This is a genomic window from Algoriphagus namhaensis (assembly GCF_042649705.1).
In the GTDB taxonomy this organism is placed as follows: Bacteria; Bacteroidota; Bacteroidia; order Cytophagales; family Cyclobacteriaceae; genus Algoriphagus; species Algoriphagus namhaensis.
On record NZ_JBHRZS010000007.1, the window covers coordinates 1,759,896 to 1,778,257 of the forward strand.

Annotated in this window: 13 protein-coding genes and 1 tRNA gene; 12 read left to right on the top strand and 2 right to left on the bottom strand. The window is 40.4% G+C overall.

Annotation, left to right across the window (positions count from 1 at the left end; translation table 11 throughout):
• Positions 1-44: 44 nt before the first annotated feature.
• The 6 genes from ACFOSV_RS16085 to ACFOSV_RS16110 all read left to right on the top strand — a co-directional run bounded on the left by ACFOSV_RS16085 (position 45) and on the right by ACFOSV_RS16110 (position 7,492).
• A complete protein-coding gene (locus ACFOSV_RS16085) occupies positions 45-1,139 on the top strand; it encodes an Mrp/NBP35 family ATP-binding protein (RefSeq protein WP_377907066.1) in 1,095 nt (364 codons plus the stop codon).
• Positions 1,140-1,144: 5 nt separating this feature from the next.
• Complete coding sequence (locus tag ACFOSV_RS16090; RefSeq protein ID WP_377907067.1) at positions 1,145-1,393, top strand: NifU family protein; 249 nt, start codon at positions 1,145-1,147, stop codon at positions 1,391-1,393.
• A gap of 10 nt (positions 1,394-1,403) precedes the next feature.
• A complete protein-coding gene (locus tag ACFOSV_RS16095; RefSeq protein ID WP_377907068.1) occupies positions 1,404-4,472 on the top strand; it encodes a M43 family zinc metalloprotease in 3,069 nt (1,022 codons plus the stop codon).
• Between the two features lie 124 nt (positions 4,473-4,596).
• Entirely contained in the window at positions 4,597-5,358 is a 762-nt protein-coding gene (locus ACFOSV_RS16100; protein ID WP_377907069.1) for a PASTA domain-containing protein, read from the top strand.
• Positions 5,359-5,360: 2 nt separating this feature from the next.
• Positions 5,361-7,193 carry a T9SS type A sorting domain-containing protein gene (locus ACFOSV_RS16105; RefSeq protein WP_377907070.1) on the top strand — a complete coding sequence of 611 codons (1,833 nt, stop codon included), beginning with the start codon at positions 5,361-5,363 and terminating at the stop codon, positions 7,191-7,193.
• A gap of 2 nt (positions 7,194-7,195) precedes the next feature.
• Positions 7,196-7,492, top strand: coding sequence for a rhodanese-like domain-containing protein (locus ACFOSV_RS16110; RefSeq protein WP_377907071.1), 297 nt, complete (start codon positions 7,196-7,198; stop codon positions 7,490-7,492).
• Positions 7,493-7,501: 9 nt separating this feature from the next.
• Here the strand turns inward: ACFOSV_RS16110 and ACFOSV_RS16115 are convergent, their stop codons facing one another.
• Positions 7,502-8,611: a site-2 protease family protein gene (locus ACFOSV_RS16115; RefSeq protein ID WP_377907072.1), complete on the bottom strand. Its 1,110-nt coding sequence runs from the start codon at positions 8,609-8,611 to the stop codon at positions 7,502-7,504.
• Positions 8,604-9,233 carry an HAD family hydrolase gene (locus ACFOSV_RS16120; RefSeq protein WP_377907073.1) on the bottom strand — a complete coding sequence of 210 codons (630 nt, stop codon included), beginning with the start codon at positions 9,231-9,233 and terminating at the stop codon, positions 8,604-8,606. The genes ACFOSV_RS16115 and ACFOSV_RS16120 overlap by 8 nt, the downstream gene beginning before the upstream one ends.
• Before the next feature lie 100 nt (positions 9,234-9,333).
• Here ACFOSV_RS16120 and ACFOSV_RS16125 point away from each other — a divergent pair.
• The 6 genes from ACFOSV_RS16125 to ACFOSV_RS16150 all read left to right on the top strand — a co-directional run bounded on the left by ACFOSV_RS16125 (position 9,334) and on the right by ACFOSV_RS16150 (position 18,207).
• Positions 9,334-9,407, top strand: a tRNA-Ile gene (locus ACFOSV_RS16125).
• Between the two features lie 584 nt (positions 9,408-9,991).
• The gene (locus tag ACFOSV_RS16130; RefSeq protein ID WP_377907074.1) at positions 9,992-12,643 is read left to right on the top strand and encodes a LuxR C-terminal-related transcriptional regulator; all 2,652 of its coding nucleotides are present in this window, start codon (positions 9,992-9,994) and stop codon (positions 12,641-12,643) included.
• 143 nt (positions 12,644-12,786) lie between these two features.
• Positions 12,787-13,284: an alpha/beta hydrolase-fold protein gene (locus ACFOSV_RS16135; RefSeq protein WP_377907075.1), complete on the top strand. Its 498-nt coding sequence runs from the start codon at positions 12,787-12,789 to the stop codon at positions 13,282-13,284.
• A gap of 1,326 nt (positions 13,285-14,610) precedes the next feature.
• On the top strand, positions 14,611-15,957 hold the full coding sequence (locus tag ACFOSV_RS16140) for a metal-dependent hydrolase family protein (RefSeq protein ID WP_377907077.1): 1,347 nt from the start codon (positions 14,611-14,613) through the stop codon (positions 15,955-15,957).
• A gap of 8 nt (positions 15,958-15,965) precedes the next feature.
• Positions 15,966-16,517, top strand: a complete 552-nt coding sequence (locus ACFOSV_RS16145) for an HdeD family acid-resistance protein (RefSeq protein ID WP_377907078.1) — start codon at positions 15,966-15,968, stop codon at positions 16,515-16,517.
• 22 nt (positions 16,518-16,539) lie between these two features.
• Positions 16,540-18,207, top strand: coding sequence for an amidohydrolase family protein (locus ACFOSV_RS16150; RefSeq protein ID WP_377907079.1), 1,668 nt, complete (start codon positions 16,540-16,542; stop codon positions 18,205-18,207).
• Positions 18,208-18,362: the final 155 nt, after the last annotated feature.

Sequence of the window (18,362 nt, forward strand, 5' to 3'; positions counted from 1 at the left end):
ATGCGGAGATAAGGCCTAAATTTCGGAAATTTTCTCAAATCCCCATGAATTTAACCAAAGAGTCCCTTTTGAAAACCCTTTCCAGAGTAGATGATCCAGATCTGAAAAAAGATCTCGTGACTCTGGGAATGATTCAAAAAGTAGTCATAGATGGTAATAAAGTTAGCTTTAACGTAGTATTGACCACTCCTGCATGTCCGCTTAAGGAGGTGATAAAAAATAATTGTCTGGATGTACTTCGCGAGGACTATGCGGATGCCTATGAGTGGGAAATTACTATGACTTCTCAAGTCACCACTGTTCGGGAAGCCACTCCAGTACTTCCCGATGTTAAAAATATCATCGCAATAGCATCTGGAAAAGGTGGCGTAGGCAAATCTACCACCGCTGTAAATTTAGCCGTTTCACTCGCTGAGCTTGGCGCCAAGGTAGGTCTCATCGATGCTGATATTTCAGGACCGTCTATTCCCACGATGTTTAATGTGGAAGGCGAGCAACCTACAGTGAAGAAGGTGGGAGAAAAAAACGTAATCGTCCCAATCTTGCAATATGGGGTTAAGCTGATCTCTATTGGGTTCCTAACTCCTGCAGAAAGTGCAGTAGTTTGGCGTGGTCCTATGGCTAGCTCGGCCTTGAGGCAGTTTATTTCGGATGTAGAATGGGGAGAGCTGGATTACCTTTTGATTGATCTACCACCTGGCACTTCTGACATCCATCTCACCATGGTACAAACTGTACCAGTCACGGGAGCGATCATCGTTACCACTCCTCAAAAGGTGGCTTTGGCTGACGCTACCAAAGGATTAACGATGTTTCAGCAGCCACAAATTAATGTTCCCGTTCTAGGTGTTGTTGAAAATATGGCTTATTTTTCACCCGAAGAATTACCTGATAATAAATATTACCTATTTGGTAAAGAAGGAGGACGAAAACTTGCAGCTAAATATGACGTTCCGTTTTTGGGAGAGATCCCAATAGTACAGAGTATCAGGGAAAGTGGAGATACGGGTTTTCCTGCAGTATTTAAAAACGGGAAGACTAGAGAAGCGTATACAAGTTTAGCGGAGACAGTAGCAAGACAAGTTGCTATTCGAAATGCGTCAGAAAACAAAACCAAAAAGGTAGAAATTACCACATAATCGAAATGGAAGAGAGCTTAAAAAATAAGATAGAGACTGCATTAGATAGCATTCGCCCCTATCTCGAAGCGGATGGAGGAAACGTACGTGTGGTGGAGCTGGATGAAAACATGGTGTTGAAAATAGAAATGCTTGGCAACTGCGGTTCTTGTCCAATGTCTACCATGACCCTAAAGGCTGGAGTAGAAGAAGCGATCAAAAGAGCTATACCAGAGATCACAAAGGTCGAGGCTATCAATCTTACGCTCGCCTAATATTGCTTCTGTGATCAAAAGTTTAAAATGTCATCTAACCGTTTTTTTACTCCTATTCGGAACGGTTTTTATATCCTCAGAGCTATTTGCACAGGAGTTTACTGTAAAGAGCATCGATTCTTCTTCGATCCATCAGCATGTAGGAGGTGAAAAGTGCGGTCACGGAATATTGGAAGCCCGACTTGAAAAACAGGTTGGGTATTTTGCTTCCAAGCCTTATTTCGAAAGTTGGATTGACAAAAAAATCGAGTCAAGAAGGAATAGCCCACAAGTACTTTCTAGAACTCAAAACGACCCTATCAGAATCCCTGTGGTCGTTCATATCATTCACAGTGGCACCACCCTGGGCCAAGGTTCGAATATTCCAGATTCCCAGGTTTTTGAACAAATCAGAGTCCTTAACGAGGACTTTAACCGAACCAACGCCGATGCTTCTCGAACACCAACTGAATTCTTGCCAGTGGCAGGATCTGCGAATATTGAATTTGTGTTGGCTCGACAAGATGAGCAAGGATTGCCTACAACAGGTATCGTCCGTGTCCAAGGTCCTAAAAGTACCTATAGTCCTGACGATGCAACTTTGATCGGGCAGACTTCACAATGGAATCCCGAAGAATATCTAAACATTTGGGTAGTACCCTTGGTACAACCGTTCATTGGTTATGCATCTTTTCCCATTTCTGATCTGCCTGGTTTAAATTTTGCTCCCACTTCAGTCATTACGGACGGTGTTACTGTAGATTATAGATTTTTTGGTGTGGGTGGAAATGCAGTTGGATCCTCTTTAGGACGAACTGCTACTCACGAAGTGGGGCACTATCTAGGCCTTAGGCATATCTGGGGTGACGGCGGATGTGGTGTGGATGACTTTGTGGAAGACACTCCCCCTCAGGACAATTCCAATAATAGCTGTAATTCCAATCCATCTCGATTTAGCTGTGGCACAAATGATATGATCCAAAACTACATGGATTATACACCGGATGCCTGTATGAATATTTTCACTTTAGGTCAAATTGAACGATTCCATGTGGTTTTAGAAAATAGTCCACGAAGAACCACCTTGGTAAATAACCGTGCAACAGAAGACCCTGTTCTTCCTGATTTTGACCTAGGAATTTTACGAGTTATTCAGCCCTCAGATTTTGCTTGCGAGCCATTAATTCAGCCTGCTATTGAGGTTTTGAATGCAGGAGAACAAAGACTAACCAGCGCAAGAATTCAATTGCTGGTAAATGGAGTAATGGCAGAAAACAAGAATGTCACTTTTAATCTTGAAACTGGAGATAGCGAGGAAATCATATTTAATGAGGTGGCTTTACCCCAAGAGTCCAACCAAGTAATCTTCCGAATCACATCCGTTAACGGTGTTGCTGATCAAAATCCGGATAACAATGAAGCCATTACCAATCCAGTTATTCAAGGAAATATTGAATTGCCCTACGCGTTGGATTTAGCACAGTTTCCTGAGCAATGGGTAGTGGATAATCCAGATGGCGAGATCACTTGGTCAGATACTCAGGTTACCATCAATGGACAGACTCAAGATGCCGTTGTGATCAATCACTATGACTATGAGGCCCAAGGTCAATTAGATTACTTTATCTCTCCAAAAATTGATCTGACGAGGTATCCAAATGCTCAGTTGGTGTTTGAGGTAGCTTATGGGCCCTACGCGCAGTCCGGCTTTCAAGATCGTCTGTTGGTTGCCGTATCTCCAGATTGCGGAGGAAGTTTTGATATTAATTCAGCGACCTATAATAAGTTCGGAACGAGGCTAGAGACTTCTCAGCCTACCTTGGACGAGTTTGTCCCAACAGATGCCAGTCAATTCAGAACAGAATTATTCAATCTAAATGAATTTGCTGATTTGGGCTCAGTGCGGCTGGCCATTGTCACCCAAAACGGATATGGAAATAATCTATATCTAAAGAACATTAGAATCCTTCCAAACGAGGAATTCAATTACAAAGCTGAGATAATAAATCTTGTTTTGCCCTCTCCTATTGTGGATGGTACTCAAACCCAAGAGCGTGTATCCATCAAGAATACGGGGAACTTACCACTCACGAGCTTCCTGTTCTCTAGAAGTACCAATGGATCTCAAGTTGAAACATTTGTAGCCTCTGGATCCACCCTTATGCCCGGTGATACGACTAATTTGGTTGGAATGCGCACCACGAGAACTGGAAAAAATCGAATGGATTTCACGCTCTTCGATCCTAATTTTGATATGAATGGGAATAACTCGAATAGTCTGGTAAGGTATATTATCGAAGATGCCCAGACCATCTCAAGTCCATGGAGGCAAAACTTCAATAATCCCGGAGTACTCTCCTCTTGGAATACATTAAATCCAGAAACGGATGGCCCAGCCTGGCGTACCCAAGCCACCTCCTCAGGCGAGGGACCAAATAACGTATTGGTATTTGACTCTCCAGTTGCTGGAAACAGCTATTGGATCGCATCCCCTATTTTCGATTTATCTTCTCGAAGCCAAGCAAGCCTGTTCTTTGACCTAGCAGCCGGGGAAGTAAGCGGCACCACCAAGCTTCAACTACTCGCCTCGGAAAATGGAGGAGAGTCCTATGTGGAAGTTTGGTCAGCTTCTGGCACCGAGCTTTCTACGGTGGGTGTTGGCGCTTCAAATCCTAATACCATCGGAGATTTCGCAAGAAAATATGTGAATCTAAGTGATTTTGCAGGTACTGGAAAAACGGAAGTCAGACTGGCCTTCGCCCTCTCAGGAGTGTCTGCTTCAGACTCACCCATTTACTTGGATAATCTAGAGCTTTTCCTCAGTGCAAATCCAAACCCTGTGATTCCAGCAGAAGGTCGTACCGTCCTTTTCCCAAATCCAGCCAGCGATTTCTTTAATCTTGCATTCAACTTGTCTTCTTTTGAAACTGTCAACATCCAAATTATCTCATCTTCAGGTGCTTTGATTCAAGATATTGACTATCCTCAGACGCTGAACCAAACCTATACTTTTGCAACTGAGCTCTTTGGGCCAGGAGTTTATGTAATTAAAATTACCAGTGATACGGTCCGAGAGACTAAGAGGCTAATTATTAATTAACCTTAAAATAAGCCGAGGCACTTGCTTCGGCTTATTTTTTGCCTATCCAGATATTTGGAGTTTCATTCCAAAGGTTGGGGAGTTTAGATTTCCCACGTATCTTTAGCCATACTAATCCTATCTCATGAGTTCATTTGGATATTCTTTAAGAAAAGTACTAGTCAATCTCACTATTATTCTCGCACTTTCAGCCCTTTTAGGCTACCTGTTTCTGAAGCTTTATCTACCCATGTATACCAATCATGGAGAAACTGTGTCTGTACCTGAATTGACTGGATATACGTTTGATGAAGTCAAATCAAAACTTGAGGATGCGGGGCTCCAATATGAGGTATCTCCTGACTCTGCATACAGTACGGAAGCCAAACCGCTAGCTGTCCTTAAACATATTCCTGCATCAAATACGTTAGTAAAAAATGGCCGAAAGATTTACTTAACGCTCAATGCGCGAAATGCTCCTCTTCTTAAAATGCCCAACCTTGTAAATACACAACTTAAAAACGTTCAGGAAATTCTAGCCAATATGGGTCTGGAACGAGGAGATATTGTGTATGTTCCGGATATCGGGATTAATGTGGTACTGGAACAAAAATACAGAGGTCAAAACATTCCAGAAGGAGCTGATATCCCTAAAGGCGCTACCATTGATTTGGTGGTGGGAGACGGATTAGGAAATCAAATTCTTCAAGTACCCAATATGCTAGGGCTCGAAGAATCTGAGGCCGAGTTCGTTATTTTGGGTTCTGGGCTAAGAGTCGGTCAAAAAATCTACATGACAAACGACACTGTTCCTGCTGGACGGGTGTTTTCCCAAACGCCTCAAGCTGGATCTCAGGTGAAAACAGGAGAAATCATTGAACTTTGGGTTTCTAAAGAAAGTAACTAAAAATGAAGATAAACCGGGCAGCAGTTTTATCTATTTTCCTTTGGGCCTCAATTGGTCTTGGGAATGCCACTGCCCAGTTTGTTGAATTCGGACCTCTTCATCGCATAAAAGCAAAACCTTCGAGTCTTTCCGGTGCAAATTCACGGATCACGGAGACCTTGAGTATTCCTTTCTGGGAAGATTTTTCAAAAGGCATTGACACCTTAAAATGGGCACCTGAGGGAGCCTCATACACCGAGACTATAGGAATCAATCCTCCATCCATTGGAATGCTATTGCTCAATGGTGTGGACGAAAATGGTCGCCCCTATTCCTTTGTCAATATTGACCAAGGCGTTACTGACCAGTTCACTTCTAAAACCATCGATCTTAGCGGCATCCCAAGTGCCGAGCAAAACTCGCTCTTTTTAAGTTTTTTTTGGCAAGCGGGAGGTAGAGCAGAATATCCAGATGAGGGAGATCAGCTATCCCTACAAGTACAAAATGAGGAAGGATCTTGGATTACCATTTGGTTTGTCAGAGGCTCAGCAGATCATCCTAGGGAAGAGTTTACCCAAGCCTTTGTACCGATACTTCCTGAACTTCAACACGCAGAATTTAAGTTTCGATTTGTTGCTCGAGGAAGACAATCTGGTCCCTTCGATTCTTGGTTGGTAGATTATATTTATTTGAATACCAACAGAAATCCTGAGGAAACTGATTATCCTGATAGAAGCTTAACAGTTCCCAATAGGCTGCGCTTGGGTGATTTTGGGGCTTACCCCTTAGAGCTTCTTGCAAGCAATCAAGAGCGTATTTGGAGTCTAGTTTCAAATGAATTTCAAAATTTGGAGGATCGATTTAGAGCAATGGAATATTCCATTCAAATCTCAGATCCGGAGTCAGGAATCGTATTACCCATCAATACCAATACCCCCTTTAATCCGGTTCCTAATGCCTTGGAGCGTCGAAAGTTTGAAAGCTTACCTTTTGACGAAATCCCTGTTCCACAACTCGAAACAGATTTAATCCTCAAAACCACCTTGCTATCTGGCGATGACCTCTTATTTGAATCAATCGGTGGTGATACTACGCGGTTTGAATCGGTAGATTTTCGAGAAAATGACACTGTCAAGACCACCTTCCCTATCAGGGATTTCTTTGCTTATGACAATGGCTCAGCGGATTATTCTGCTGGCATCAACCAACGAGCGGGTCAGTTGGCCGTGGAGTACAACACACCTGAAGAGGTTTATCTAAAGGGTATTTCCATTAATTTCACAAACCCGAATCAAGGTGAGCAAGCGATAGATATTTTGGTTTGGAAAGAATTAGATCAGGCTCCAATATTTAGAAGAGAAGATTTGATACCCAGATTTCCGACTTCAGATAGCTTGGTGTATTTCTCCTTAGACACAAACATCGTGGTAAGTGGGACGTTTTACGTTGGCTATGCTCAGTTTACGGATGACTTTGTTTACGTTGGTCTAGACAAGTTAAATGACACCGGTGAAAAGATTTTTTACAATGTAAGTCAGACTTGGGTACAAAATGAGGAGGTGTCAGGTTCTATTTTGATACGCCCCCATGTCACGTTGGCTACGCCATTTGTGGAGAATGAGCTACCCGAGGAAAATTTGAGGGTTTTCCCGAATCCTGTTCGAAATAAGCTCGAAGTAGAAGGCGCTTTTTCCGAGGTGAGGATATTCGACCCATTTGGAAGAGAGATATTTTTAGAGCGAGAGCAAGGTCAAAAAGGAGAAATTATTAATTTTAACGGACAGAGACCTGGAATATACATCCTTCAGGTTTTAACAGAGGCCGGATTACAAACACATAGAATTTTAGTCAATTAATCATGGAAGACATCAACGTACAAGATTTAAAATCAAGGTTGGACGCCGGAGACAAATTCGTTTTTCTCGACGTTCGTGAAGAGTGGGAATACGAAGAGGACAATTTAGGCGCCAAAAACATCCCTCTGGGAGATTTACCAGATAGACTGGAGGAGCTTGAAGATTATAAGGACAGCGAAATAATCGTTCACTGCCGGTCTGGAGCACGTAGCGGCAATGCGAAGAAATTCTTAGAGACTAAGGGTTTTAATCAAGTTCGTAATGTGCTAGGCGGAATAATGGCCTATCGAAATATTTAAGAAAAGCCTTTAAGTAAAAATAAAGGGTTTTGGGGAGAAGCAGAGGATGAAAATCAAGATTGCTATCCACCCCAAAACCCTTCTTTTTTTGTCTAATGGCCTAAATCCGGATACCTCAGGATGACTTGTGCCCATTAATCTTCCAATTAAAAAAGCAAAAAACAGCCATCCCTGATAGCCCTCTAGCCCCGGCTTTGCAAAGGCGATTACGTACTGCAAAGCAGCAAGGGTCAAAGCAACAGTAATTTTATTTTTTGCACTTAATCCTGATTTATGAAGGCAAATGTATAAGAAGCCTACATAAAGGGGAATTCGGATCAATAAGTCATTAGCATCCATAAATGGGCTAATGACTCCCATTCCCGCATAAGCGAGAAAAAGAAGGTAAGCTACTAAGGAAATTTCCTTGTGCCTTTTCGGAAACAAGCCAAAAATCACATGCCCTCCGTCTAATTGTCCTATAGGCAAGAGATTTAAAGCAGTGAAAAACAAAGATAAATACCCCGCAAAAAGCAAGGGATAATGGATGACCTCAGACATAGCGGGCATTCGTTCCGGATCTACAAAAAGATGCTCCAGAAGCATGAAAAGAAGATTATCCCCCAGCTCGAAATTGAGAACATCGTCTCCGTATCCTTCAAAATTCGGATCAGCTAATTCCGGATGCACTTCGTGCAAATAAGTCAACTCAGGCAAGGTGGAAAAACCATAGATCAATACCCCTAAAGCAACAACAAACCCAGCAAGAGGCCCTGCAATACCGATATCAAAGAACTTTCTCCGGCTGTTAATAAAGCCTTTCATCTGAATAATCGCTCCCAATGTCCCGATCGATGGAGCCCCTATAAATCCAAACCAAGCGGGAATAAAATATGGAAGCGAGCACTTGACCCTGTTTTTGATGGACATGATTAAATGCCCCATCTCGTGAATGAACAAGATCCCTATGAAGGGAATAGAGAAAAGCGTAGATCGCCAAAAATATTCCCAAGTGAGTAGGGTTTCTTCCGTCCCAAGGATTGATTTTCCATGAACCCATTCGGCACCTGAAAGTGTCGTAGCAACAAAAGTGACAAGAAGTAACAACCCATGTCTGAGGTACTCTTTTGGACTATACATGGGCAAAAAGATCAAAAATAATTTGAGGATTAGTCACGTGAATTGCTTGAATACCAACCTTATTCGCACTAGTGACATTCGCCTCCAAATCATCAAAAAACACCACCCGCTCAGGAGATGTCCCCAATTGGTCTACCATGGACAAATAAATAGCTGGATCAGGCTTAGAAAGGTTCATTTCATGGCTCAAAAATACATGCCCAAAGATATCCTCAAGACTCTTCAGAGAATGGTCCTCTTCAAGGATCAAATTTACCGCATTGATATGGATTTCATTTGTATTGCTAAGCACCCCAACTTGATAAGAATCGCTCAATTTTTTTATTAATTCGATCCGGTTTTTTGGGATTTTTCCGAGCAGGCTATTCCATAGCTCATCCACAAATTGATCACTCCAGTCCATCTCAAAATAGGACCTTACCTCATCACGAAACTGCGCTGAAGTGATCAAGCCTTTTTCATAGTCAAGGTGAAAATCAGTGAGATAAAACGTTTCTACCTTTCCGTGCAGTTTAGGGTGCACCTGCTGCTTGATGTAAGCCAGTGTCTTTGGGTAATAGATATCAATGATTACATTCCCCAGATCAAAAATCAAAAAGTCTGCATTAGGTGCATTTTTCATGCTAAATATGAGTTGTGAAATTGATATCAAATATGTAACATTGCACTCCCAAAACCAAGGTTTGCAGCCCAAACAGGGTAAAAATCAGGTTTTGAAAAAAGGGCCTATAGCTCAGTTGGTTAGAGCACCTGACTCATAATCAGGTGGTCCCTGGTTCGAGCCCAGGTGGGCCCACAAAGCCATTCGTTAATTCGGATGGCTTTTTTTATCTATTAACCCAGCACCTGACTCTCCCGATAGATCGGGAAAGGTGGTCCCTGGTTCGAGCCCAGGTGGGCCCACAAAGCCATTCGTTAATTCAGATGGCTTTTTTTATTTATTAATCCAACACCTGACTCTCCCGATGTATCAGGACAGGTGGTCTCTGGTAACGATAGCCATCGGTAGATCCCTATTTTCCTTTATCAATTAATGCTATGATCAAGATTCAAAGGAATGTTCATGAAAAGAAAAGGGATTTGTTCAATTTGGAACCAAAGCACCGGTATCAGAAAGGCTTTCAGAAAAACAATCGCTCGAACAGGACCTGAATCAAAAAAAAGTCAGGAATGAATTCAATAATATCCCGATATTCTCTTGCGAGATCTTAAAATTGACATACGAGGTCCTAGTCCCTTGATTGGTAATAAATGTATTTACGATTAGCCAATGACGCATATTTTTTCAGATCTATGACAAAGCATTAAAGAAAATTGTTGAGATGTTATTCTTTTGCTTAATTAATGGTAATTACCTTTAAGTAATCCTAGCTACCATCTATGATCCGTAGAAAAATCCAAAAACCATCACTCACTCCAGAATTAATAACTAGAAAATTTTTAATAGAAGAATTAAACCAAAATGTCTTCAAACCTCTCACTCTTGTTTCTGCACCAGCTGGTTATGGCAAAAGTATGCTTCTTAGTCAATGGATCGAACAAAGCAAAATTAAAACCGCATGGATTTCACTTGATAAAGAACATAATGACCTTCACACTTTTCTATCTATCATTATTGAAGCTATACAATATGTATTGCCAGGAGTACTTGAAAAAATTGAGTTTCTATTAAATTCTTCTGTTCTACCCCCTACTGAAGTTCTCTTTGAAGAATTGATAAATGGTATGGATGACCTTGAAAATAATTTGGCAATTGTTTTAGATGATTACCATTTGATTAAAGATCATAAAATACATGAACTTGTTAATCTATATCTACAATTCCCTCCTGAAAATATCCATATTGTCATCTCAACTCGCAAAGACCCCCCATTGCTGATCAATCAGTTGCGGTTGTATAACAGGATTTTTGAAATCAGAATAGATCAACTTTCTTTTAAGGAAGAAGAAATTTCTGAGTACATATTATTGAACCAAAAAATTGAGATCTCAAAAACGGTTGCAAATCAATTTTTGAGGAAAACCGAAGGGTGGATACTTGGATTAAAAATGTTGTTGTTTTCTGCTGGAGAAGTGGATGTTTACAATGCCTCTGTATCCAATCTCCATCATATGAAAGATTTCTCCAATTTCATCATTCAGGGTCTTTCCAAAACCGTGTCGGGAAAATTTGTAGAGCTGCTGTTGTTTTGCTCAATCTTAGATCGGTTTAATGCCCCACTAATTGACCACCTTATAACTTGCACAAAATACAAAGGTGAATATTCCGGCAATTCTTTTATAGCCAAAGTTTTAGAATTGAACCTCTTTGTAGTTTTCGAAGACAATGACAAGGAGTGGTTCAGGTTTCACCATTTGTTTCAAGAATTAATCCATCTTCAATTAAAAGAGAAATTAGAGCAAAATGAAATTGACGCCTATTATTTAATGATCAGCAAATGGCTCTTAAGCCATTCAATTTTTGATGAGGCTGTAAACTATGGAATGAAAGCCAAAGATTATCAATACGTTGCCTCGATCGTCGAAAAAAACCGTTTTCTCAAATACCCTGAAATGCGATGGTGGGTGGTAGTAAAATGGATGAATCAAATTCCAAAGGATATACTTTTTGAAAGGCCCGCGCTGATTTCAGCTGAAATATTCAACTGTATGGAAACATTCCAATACTCGGACTATCCGCCGCTTATTGAATTATTAGAAAGTAAATTGAATAAGTACCCGGACCAAATTGTAGAAGGAGAGCTATATTTCCATAAGGCATTTCACAATACATTCGTAAACAGCAATCCGGACCTTGCCCTGGAAAACTTAGAAAAGGCGCGAAATTACCCCAATATCGAAGAAGTATTATTGCGAAGAATGTTTTTTTATACGGCTGTTGCCATGCAGTTCAAAGGTCAATATATGGAGGCGGTTAAGTACCTCCGCCAGGAGGTAAAAAAAAATCAGAGTTCTAAACTATCCACTCTGGGATATGCAGAGATAGCTATCTGTCTTCTGGAGGGTAAAATGATTGAAGCCGCGAGTGCCGGTAAAAATTATTGCACAATGATGAGAGGCAAGCATGATAGGTATATTGAGGCATGGGGTAACTTTCTTTATGCGAATGCACTTTTTCAAATGGATCGTACGAAGGAATCCGCTTCATATTTCAGCCAGGCATTAGAAAACCATCCCTTATTTTCTTACAGGTTGAGTCTTGATGCAAAAATAGGTATCATTTTATCGCAGTTTTTTTCCAACGAGCTGCCTGAGGAGGAATATCGGTATGAAGAACTTGAATATTCTGCTCAGAATCTTGATCTTCTTCATATTGCCGATTCCGCTAAAGCAAGATTAAACTTACTAAATGGCAACATGGCTAAGGCACTAACCTGGGCACATACGTATGACGAGGATTTTCATTTGAAAGACACACAATTTTTAGTGGAAGTTCCTTTGATTACAAAAGCACGGATTTATATGGCCTTTAATGACATGGAAAAAATACAATTTACTCTTTCTGAATTAGGAGAATACTATGAAAAGCTTTTGTCAATCAATAATCAGTTTCATTTACTTGATATTCTCGTATTACAATCAATAGGTTTTTACAAGATCAATGATCAGGATAAGGCGTTGTTTTTTCTTGAAAAGGCTCTTGAATTCGCCGGGAATAATGGTTTTATCCGCCCATTTATTGAGCCCGGTATGCAAATGAAAAAAATGCTGCTTCACCTGAATATTATTAATAAAAATAAGGTTTTTATTAATAAAATTATCAATCGTATTGATAGTATTTATTATAACCAAAAGTTGAATAAAAATAATAATAGATCTTTATTGACAAGAGAATTCCATCTCTCCAAAAGAGAGATAGAAATTATCAAAGAGGTATCAAATGGATTACGAAACCAAGAAATCGCAGATAAATTATTTATTTCCTTAGAAACTGTGAAGTCACATATCAAAAATAGCATGAAAAAGTTGAATGCAAAAAACAGGATGCACCTTGTTAGAAAGGTCCAAGAAAATGGCTTGATAAAAAATTAAGAACTCTGTCGAGAAGATGAGCAACCATTCTTTTGAAAGAGTAAATCGTCCGACAAAATCCATAATTCTTTGTTTCCTTCAATGCTTGGTGGTTTATATATGAGTGAGTTTAATGTTACTAAAGACATTTACGAACTAAAAACATGAATACACCACCAGTAAATATCTTAGGTAGCGAAGTACTTTATATAAATTCAGTTAGTACTGGCAGGACATACCGCATTATGGTTAGCCTTCCATACGCTTATGAAAAACCAAGAAAAACATTACCTTTTTTCAACACAATTGAGAAATGTCCGGTGATATATTTACTGGATACTATTTGGCATTTTGGTCTAATCACCGATATGGTACGCACCATGGCTCTATACGGTACAACAACTGAAGCAATTGTTGTCGGTGTTGGTTACCCAAAGAACGAGAATCCGCAAGAAGCCTATTCAGAAGCTGCAGCCAGGTGTGCACCAGATTTCACTCCTCGCAAGAGCGAGCAATATGAAAAAACCTATTCGGAGGTTTTAGGACGGCCAGTTGTCACAGGGGATGCTCATAATTTTCACAAGTTCATAGCACAAGAACTGATTACATTTGTTGAGGATAACTACCACGCAGATCCGTCAAAACGAATTCTTGCAGGATAATCACTAGGAGGTTTGTTCGGAATTTTTTCACTTTTGCGCAAACCGGAACTATTTGAAAAGTATATAATTTGCAGTCCCTATCTGATATATGATGGCAACAAATTTATGTCTGAACTCGAAGAAATGTATGCTGCGAAAAATAATAGACTAAAGCAATAGCATACTTTACAGTTGGGGAGAATAAAGAAATGATTGCAAAACCAATAGTAAGCAATTATTTGGCTTTCATTGCAAAATTGGAATCTCGTAACTACGAAGCATTTACTATTCGAAAGAGAATATTTGAAGGTTTAAATCATACCGAAGTGATAATGCCTGGATTTCATTTGGGTTTAAAATGGGCACTAGGGAAATAGAATATTTTTTAATGTAAGTTTGATAGGAAAACAATTCCTTATCATTATAATAAAATATTTATTTTATAAGTTCTACCCTTGTTTATATTAAAAAAATATCTAGAATCTCAAAATCCGACAGACTTTTCCGCCATGACGATTTTGTTTGACATGGAACTGACGAAAAATTAGCCTTGATTGGATACTAACCAGGCTAGAAATAAAATTGGGATTCGTGTTGGTTTATCTTAATTTTTTGCAGATTATATACAGGGGAATGACTGTATATTTTTCACATCGTTACTTAGCAGAAAAGATTTGAGAACAATCGCTGATAGGCCGGCCCGGTACTAAACTGCTCCAAAATGAACAAATCGAATGAATTTATCAATAACTGCCCACTCAAAAGCATCCAAAACACCTTCGATGCTAATTTCAAAATAGATTGTGCATAATACTTACTTTTCTCCCCTCCTCTACCCCCCTCCCTAACTTTATTTTTCACACTTTTGAGGGATTGACAATACGCTATTTCCTGTGTTAATTGATTAAAAAGATTTATTATAAATTATTTACAATTAATTATACCTAAAAAATACTCTTTTAAATAAAATTCGTTGTGAGCAGATTACTCTCGGATGAATCAAGCCTTGAACGGCCTGCTATATCTCAAATTTTGGTTTTTGGAAATTTAGATCAATTGTGGTCTTCCAAGTTGGTATACATGCAAATTACACCAGAGAAAAAGGTAGGTAAAAAAAATTATTTAGTAATAGAAAGGTTAAAAGACCAAGCAGAATTAAATGGAGTACTCAATACACTCTACGGTCTTCATTTGACATTGATCTCATTTAAAACCATTGAAATGAATTAATAGACATGTAAAAAACCTAGGTAATTCTATCTATCCGTGATAGTTGTCTAAAATTTATAGCCAAGAATACAAACTACTCTTTCAATTAATCATAACAAATATTTCAAACATTTTATCATGAGAATAATTTTTAGGCTTCTAATCATGATCGTCGCAGTTCCAATTGTGACTTTTGTGAGCTTTGCACAATCAAATGATCAAACTCAGATCGTCTTTAAAAACGTCCGTGTATTTGACGGCACAAGCGATCAACTTACAGGCACTGTGGAGGTGCTGGTAGAAGGCAACAAAATCAAAGAGATATCAGCTAATGCCAGCAGGAATGCTGCTAAAAATGCTACTGTAATAGATGGCAGCGGACGTGTTTTAATGCCGGGTCTTTCAGATACCCATACGCACGTCATGTTTGCTTCCCTTCCCGAAGCAGCACTTATGTTTGGTGAGCCCAATTTCAACGTAATCTATGCCACCAAAGATGCAGAAGCCATGCTAATGCGTGGTATTACCACGATAAGGGACTTAAGCGGTAATACGTTTGGATTGAAAAAGGCCATCGATGAGGGACTAGTGCCTGGGCCTCGCATTTATCCATCTGGTGGAATGATCAGCCAGACCGCAGGGCATGGAGACTTCCGATTGCCTAATCAAGAACATCCAGCTTACACTGGAGAATGGCCAGCACTTTATCAGCAGGGCCATGGGTATTTAGCAGATGGACCAACTGAGGTCATAAGAGCTGCTCGCGAGAATTTACGGAATGGCGCCTCACAGATCAAATTGGCAACCGGAGGAGGTTATTCCTCTCCTGCAGACCCACTATTGGGTATTCAGTATACATATGAAGAGGTAAAAGCAGCGGTTGATGCAGCTAAAAACTGGGGAACTTATGTCACTATACATTCCTACTTCCCGGAATCCATCAATATGGCCATTGATGCCGGCATCAAAGATGTTGCCCATGGTCAGTTACTGGATAAGGCTACCTTAGAGCGTATGGCCAAAGAAGGGGTGTTTTTAAGCACACAAGCCTTTACCCTTTGCAGTGAACCACAGAATTCTGAATTTTCAAATGAAAAACTGGCTATTGTATGTGTTGGGACAAAAAAAATGTACCAATGGGCCTCCGAAATTCCCGATTTAAAAGTTACCTGGGGAACGGATATGTTCTTTGTCCCTCGAGATCAATTTGACGGGCAGGTTAAGCAGATGGAACGTTTAACACCTTGGTTTAAGCCAGCAGAGATTCTTAAAATGGCTACCGGAAATGCAGGTGAATTGTACAAAATGAGTGGACCGCTCATGAACCCCTATCCGGGTGAACTTGGGGTTATTAAAGAAGGCGCCTATGCGGACATGTTGTTAGTAGAAGGTAACCCACTGGAAAAGCTGGAAGCAGTGACCAATACAGACAACCTTTTGATCATCATGAAGGATGGAAAAATCTATAAGAATTCACTTAATTAACTATCCTCATGAGTACAATGAAAATACAAAAATACTGGTGGTTAGCTTTTCTGAGAGGGCTTATTTTGATCGTCCTTTCTATTTACATTTTTCAGAATCCGGTCAGCGCGCTATTGGGCGTAGCCATTTACATCAGCATCAGCTTTTTATTTACAGGAATCACGCAAATCTTTGTTTCAATAGCTGTAAGGAAAGAAGCAGAGAATTGGGGATGGGGCCTTGCGGGAGGAATCGTTGATTTATTATTTGGGTTTGTACTCCTATCCAATCCGGAAATGAGTGCAGCATCCTTGCCATTTGCTGTTGGGTTTTGGTTAATCTTTTCGGGGGTTATGACCTTTGTAAGTTCTTTCCAAATCAAGAAGGAAGGCTCGTCATCATGGTGGTTGGAAATGCTTGGTGGATTGTTGTCTATTTTAATAGGTTATCTTATATCAAGTAATTTAATTCTTGGAACGCTGGCTATCACAACTTGGTTGGGAGCTGGCCTAATGATACTTGGGATATCAATCATTGCGTTGGCACTAGAATCCAGAAAGGGAATCAAATCAGTGTTTTAATTTTTAAAACAATTTTTTTAAAATGAAGAATATAATTTATACCCTCATATCAATTGTCATTATCAGCATTTTATACAGTTGTGAAGGGAACGATACGAATACAAAAAAAAGAAGCCAAAGCTTCGATTCCCTTCCCCTTGATACAGAGTTTGATCTAGTAATTTTAAATGGCCGGGTATTGGATCCCGAGACTAATTTTGATGCTATTCGTAACGTCGGGATCAAAGATGGCATTATAGGTTTAATCACGGAGAAGGAGATTAAAGGCAAGGAAACAATTGATGCTACCGCACATGCTGTGGTGCCGGGATTTATTGATGTACACCAACATTGTGTCGATCCATACATTTACCGCCTTATGGTGCGTGATGGACGAACAACCATCATGGACCTAGAATCTGGCGCTTACGGGCCCAAAGTGGGTGAGTGGTATGCGGCACGTGAAGGGAATGCACCCATCAATTTTGGGGTATCATCGTCACATGAATTTGCCCGCGCATCAGTTCTTGATGGATTTAAGGACTGGAAATTCTTTAACACGCCAGACGCCCTTGCTTCTCGTGTAAAGCAGGGCTGGAGTAAAACCCGGCCTACCCTCGAGCAGGGCAATCAAATTCTGGCTGAGGTGGATGAAGGTTTACGAATGGGGGCTATAGGTGTAGGTTCGACGTTGGGGTACATGCGCGAAGGCGTATCGGCCCGGGAAATCTTCGAGGTTCAAAAACTTAGCGCTTCATATGGGCGGCAAACGAATATGCATTTCAGGGGAACACCTGGAACCGATGTGGCCGAAACAAACGGCATACAGGAAATGCTGGCCAATGCAGCAGCATTAAATGCCCCTGCGATAGCATGTCATTTTAATAACCCCGGTTACAATTTGGTACATGAATTACTGGTTCGTATGCGCGAACAGGGGTATAATGTGTATGGCGAATTGTATCCTTATGCAGCAGGTAGCACTGCCCTAAATGCCGTGTTTTTAGCACCCGAATATTGGGTAGACCAATTGGGTAATAAATACGAAGAAACCCTGTTGGACGTACAAACCAATACATTTTTTACCTGGGAATCATATAAAAAAATGAAAAAGACCGATCCAACGCGTCCTGTTGTAGTATATAAAATGCCCGAATCAGCCGTGGTTGAATGGTTAAAATTACCTGGTGTTGCCATTGCCAGTGATGGTATGCCGTTAATTCCCTGGGATGGCCTGGAATGGGACACGCCTTACGAGGATTTACCTAACGCTCACCCAAGATCTGCTGGTGCATATGCCAAATGCTTCAGGCTGGCTCGTGAAAACAATATTCCCTTGATGCAAATTGTTGCGATGACCAGCTACAACCATGCGAAACCTTTGGGAGATATGGGATTGAAAGCAATGCAGGTTCGGGGTCGTATGCAGGAAGGTATGGTAGCAGATATCACCATTCTTGACCCAGAAACCGTACGGGATAACTCCACCTATGCCAAGGGAACAATTCCTTCATCAGGTATTCCTCATGTGATTGTCAACGGGGTAATTATCATGAAAGACTCCGAACCATTGAAGGGAGTTAATCCAGGTCAGCCTATTCGCTTTCCAGTGGAAGAAGATAGCAGGTTTAAAGGTCTTTCAGTCGATAGATGGGAAAAGAAATATACAGTTGTCCCGGATGACTTTGGTGGTGCCGCATTGCAGAATTAAGCTGTTGCGATGTTGAAGGAGAACTTGAGCACTAAGTACAAAAACCAATGCTAATAATATCAATGTCATCATGAAAGGTGATGAAAATTATAAAAATAAATTATAGGAACCCTAATAACAATTGATCAAAAACTTGAATAATTATGAGAAAAGGA

Bases quoted from the DNA above. Each gene is read 5' to 3' on its own strand.
- ACFOSV_RS16085 (WP_377907066.1), top strand. From the start codon at position 45: ATGAATTTAACCAAAGAGTCCCTTTTGAAAACCCTTTCCAGAGTAGAT.
- ACFOSV_RS16090 (WP_377907067.1), top strand. From the start codon at position 1,145: ATGGAAGAGAGCTTAAAAAATAAGATAGAGACTGCATTAGATAGCATT.
- ACFOSV_RS16100 (WP_377907069.1), top strand. From the start codon at position 4,597: ATGAGTTCATTTGGATATTCTTTAAGAAAAGTACTAGTCAATCTCACT.
- ACFOSV_RS16105 (WP_377907070.1), top strand. From the start codon at position 5,361: ATGAAGATAAACCGGGCAGCAGTTTTATCTATTTTCCTTTGGGCCTCA.
- ACFOSV_RS16110 (WP_377907071.1), top strand. From the start codon at position 7,196: ATGGAAGACATCAACGTACAAGATTTAAAATCAAGGTTGGACGCCGGA.
- ACFOSV_RS16115 (WP_377907072.1), bottom strand. From the start codon at position 8,611: ATGTATAGTCCAAAAGAGTACCTCAGACATGGGTTGTTACTTCTTGTC.
- ACFOSV_RS16120 (WP_377907073.1), bottom strand. From the start codon at position 9,233: ATGAAAAATGCACCTAATGCAGACTTTTTGATTTTTGATCTGGGGAAT.
- ACFOSV_RS16130 (WP_377907074.1), top strand. From the start codon at position 9,992: ATGATCCGTAGAAAAATCCAAAAACCATCACTCACTCCAGAATTAATA.
- ACFOSV_RS16135 (WP_377907075.1), top strand. From the start codon at position 12,787: ATGAATACACCACCAGTAAATATCTTAGGTAGCGAAGTACTTTATATA.
- ACFOSV_RS16140 (WP_377907077.1), top strand. From the start codon at position 14,611: ATGAGAATAATTTTTAGGCTTCTAATCATGATCGTCGCAGTTCCAATT.
- ACFOSV_RS16145 (WP_377907078.1), top strand. From the start codon at position 15,966: ATGAGTACAATGAAAATACAAAAATACTGGTGGTTAGCTTTTCTGAGA.
- ACFOSV_RS16150 (WP_377907079.1), top strand. From the start codon at position 16,540: ATGAAGAATATAATTTATACCCTCATATCAATTGTCATTATCAGCATT.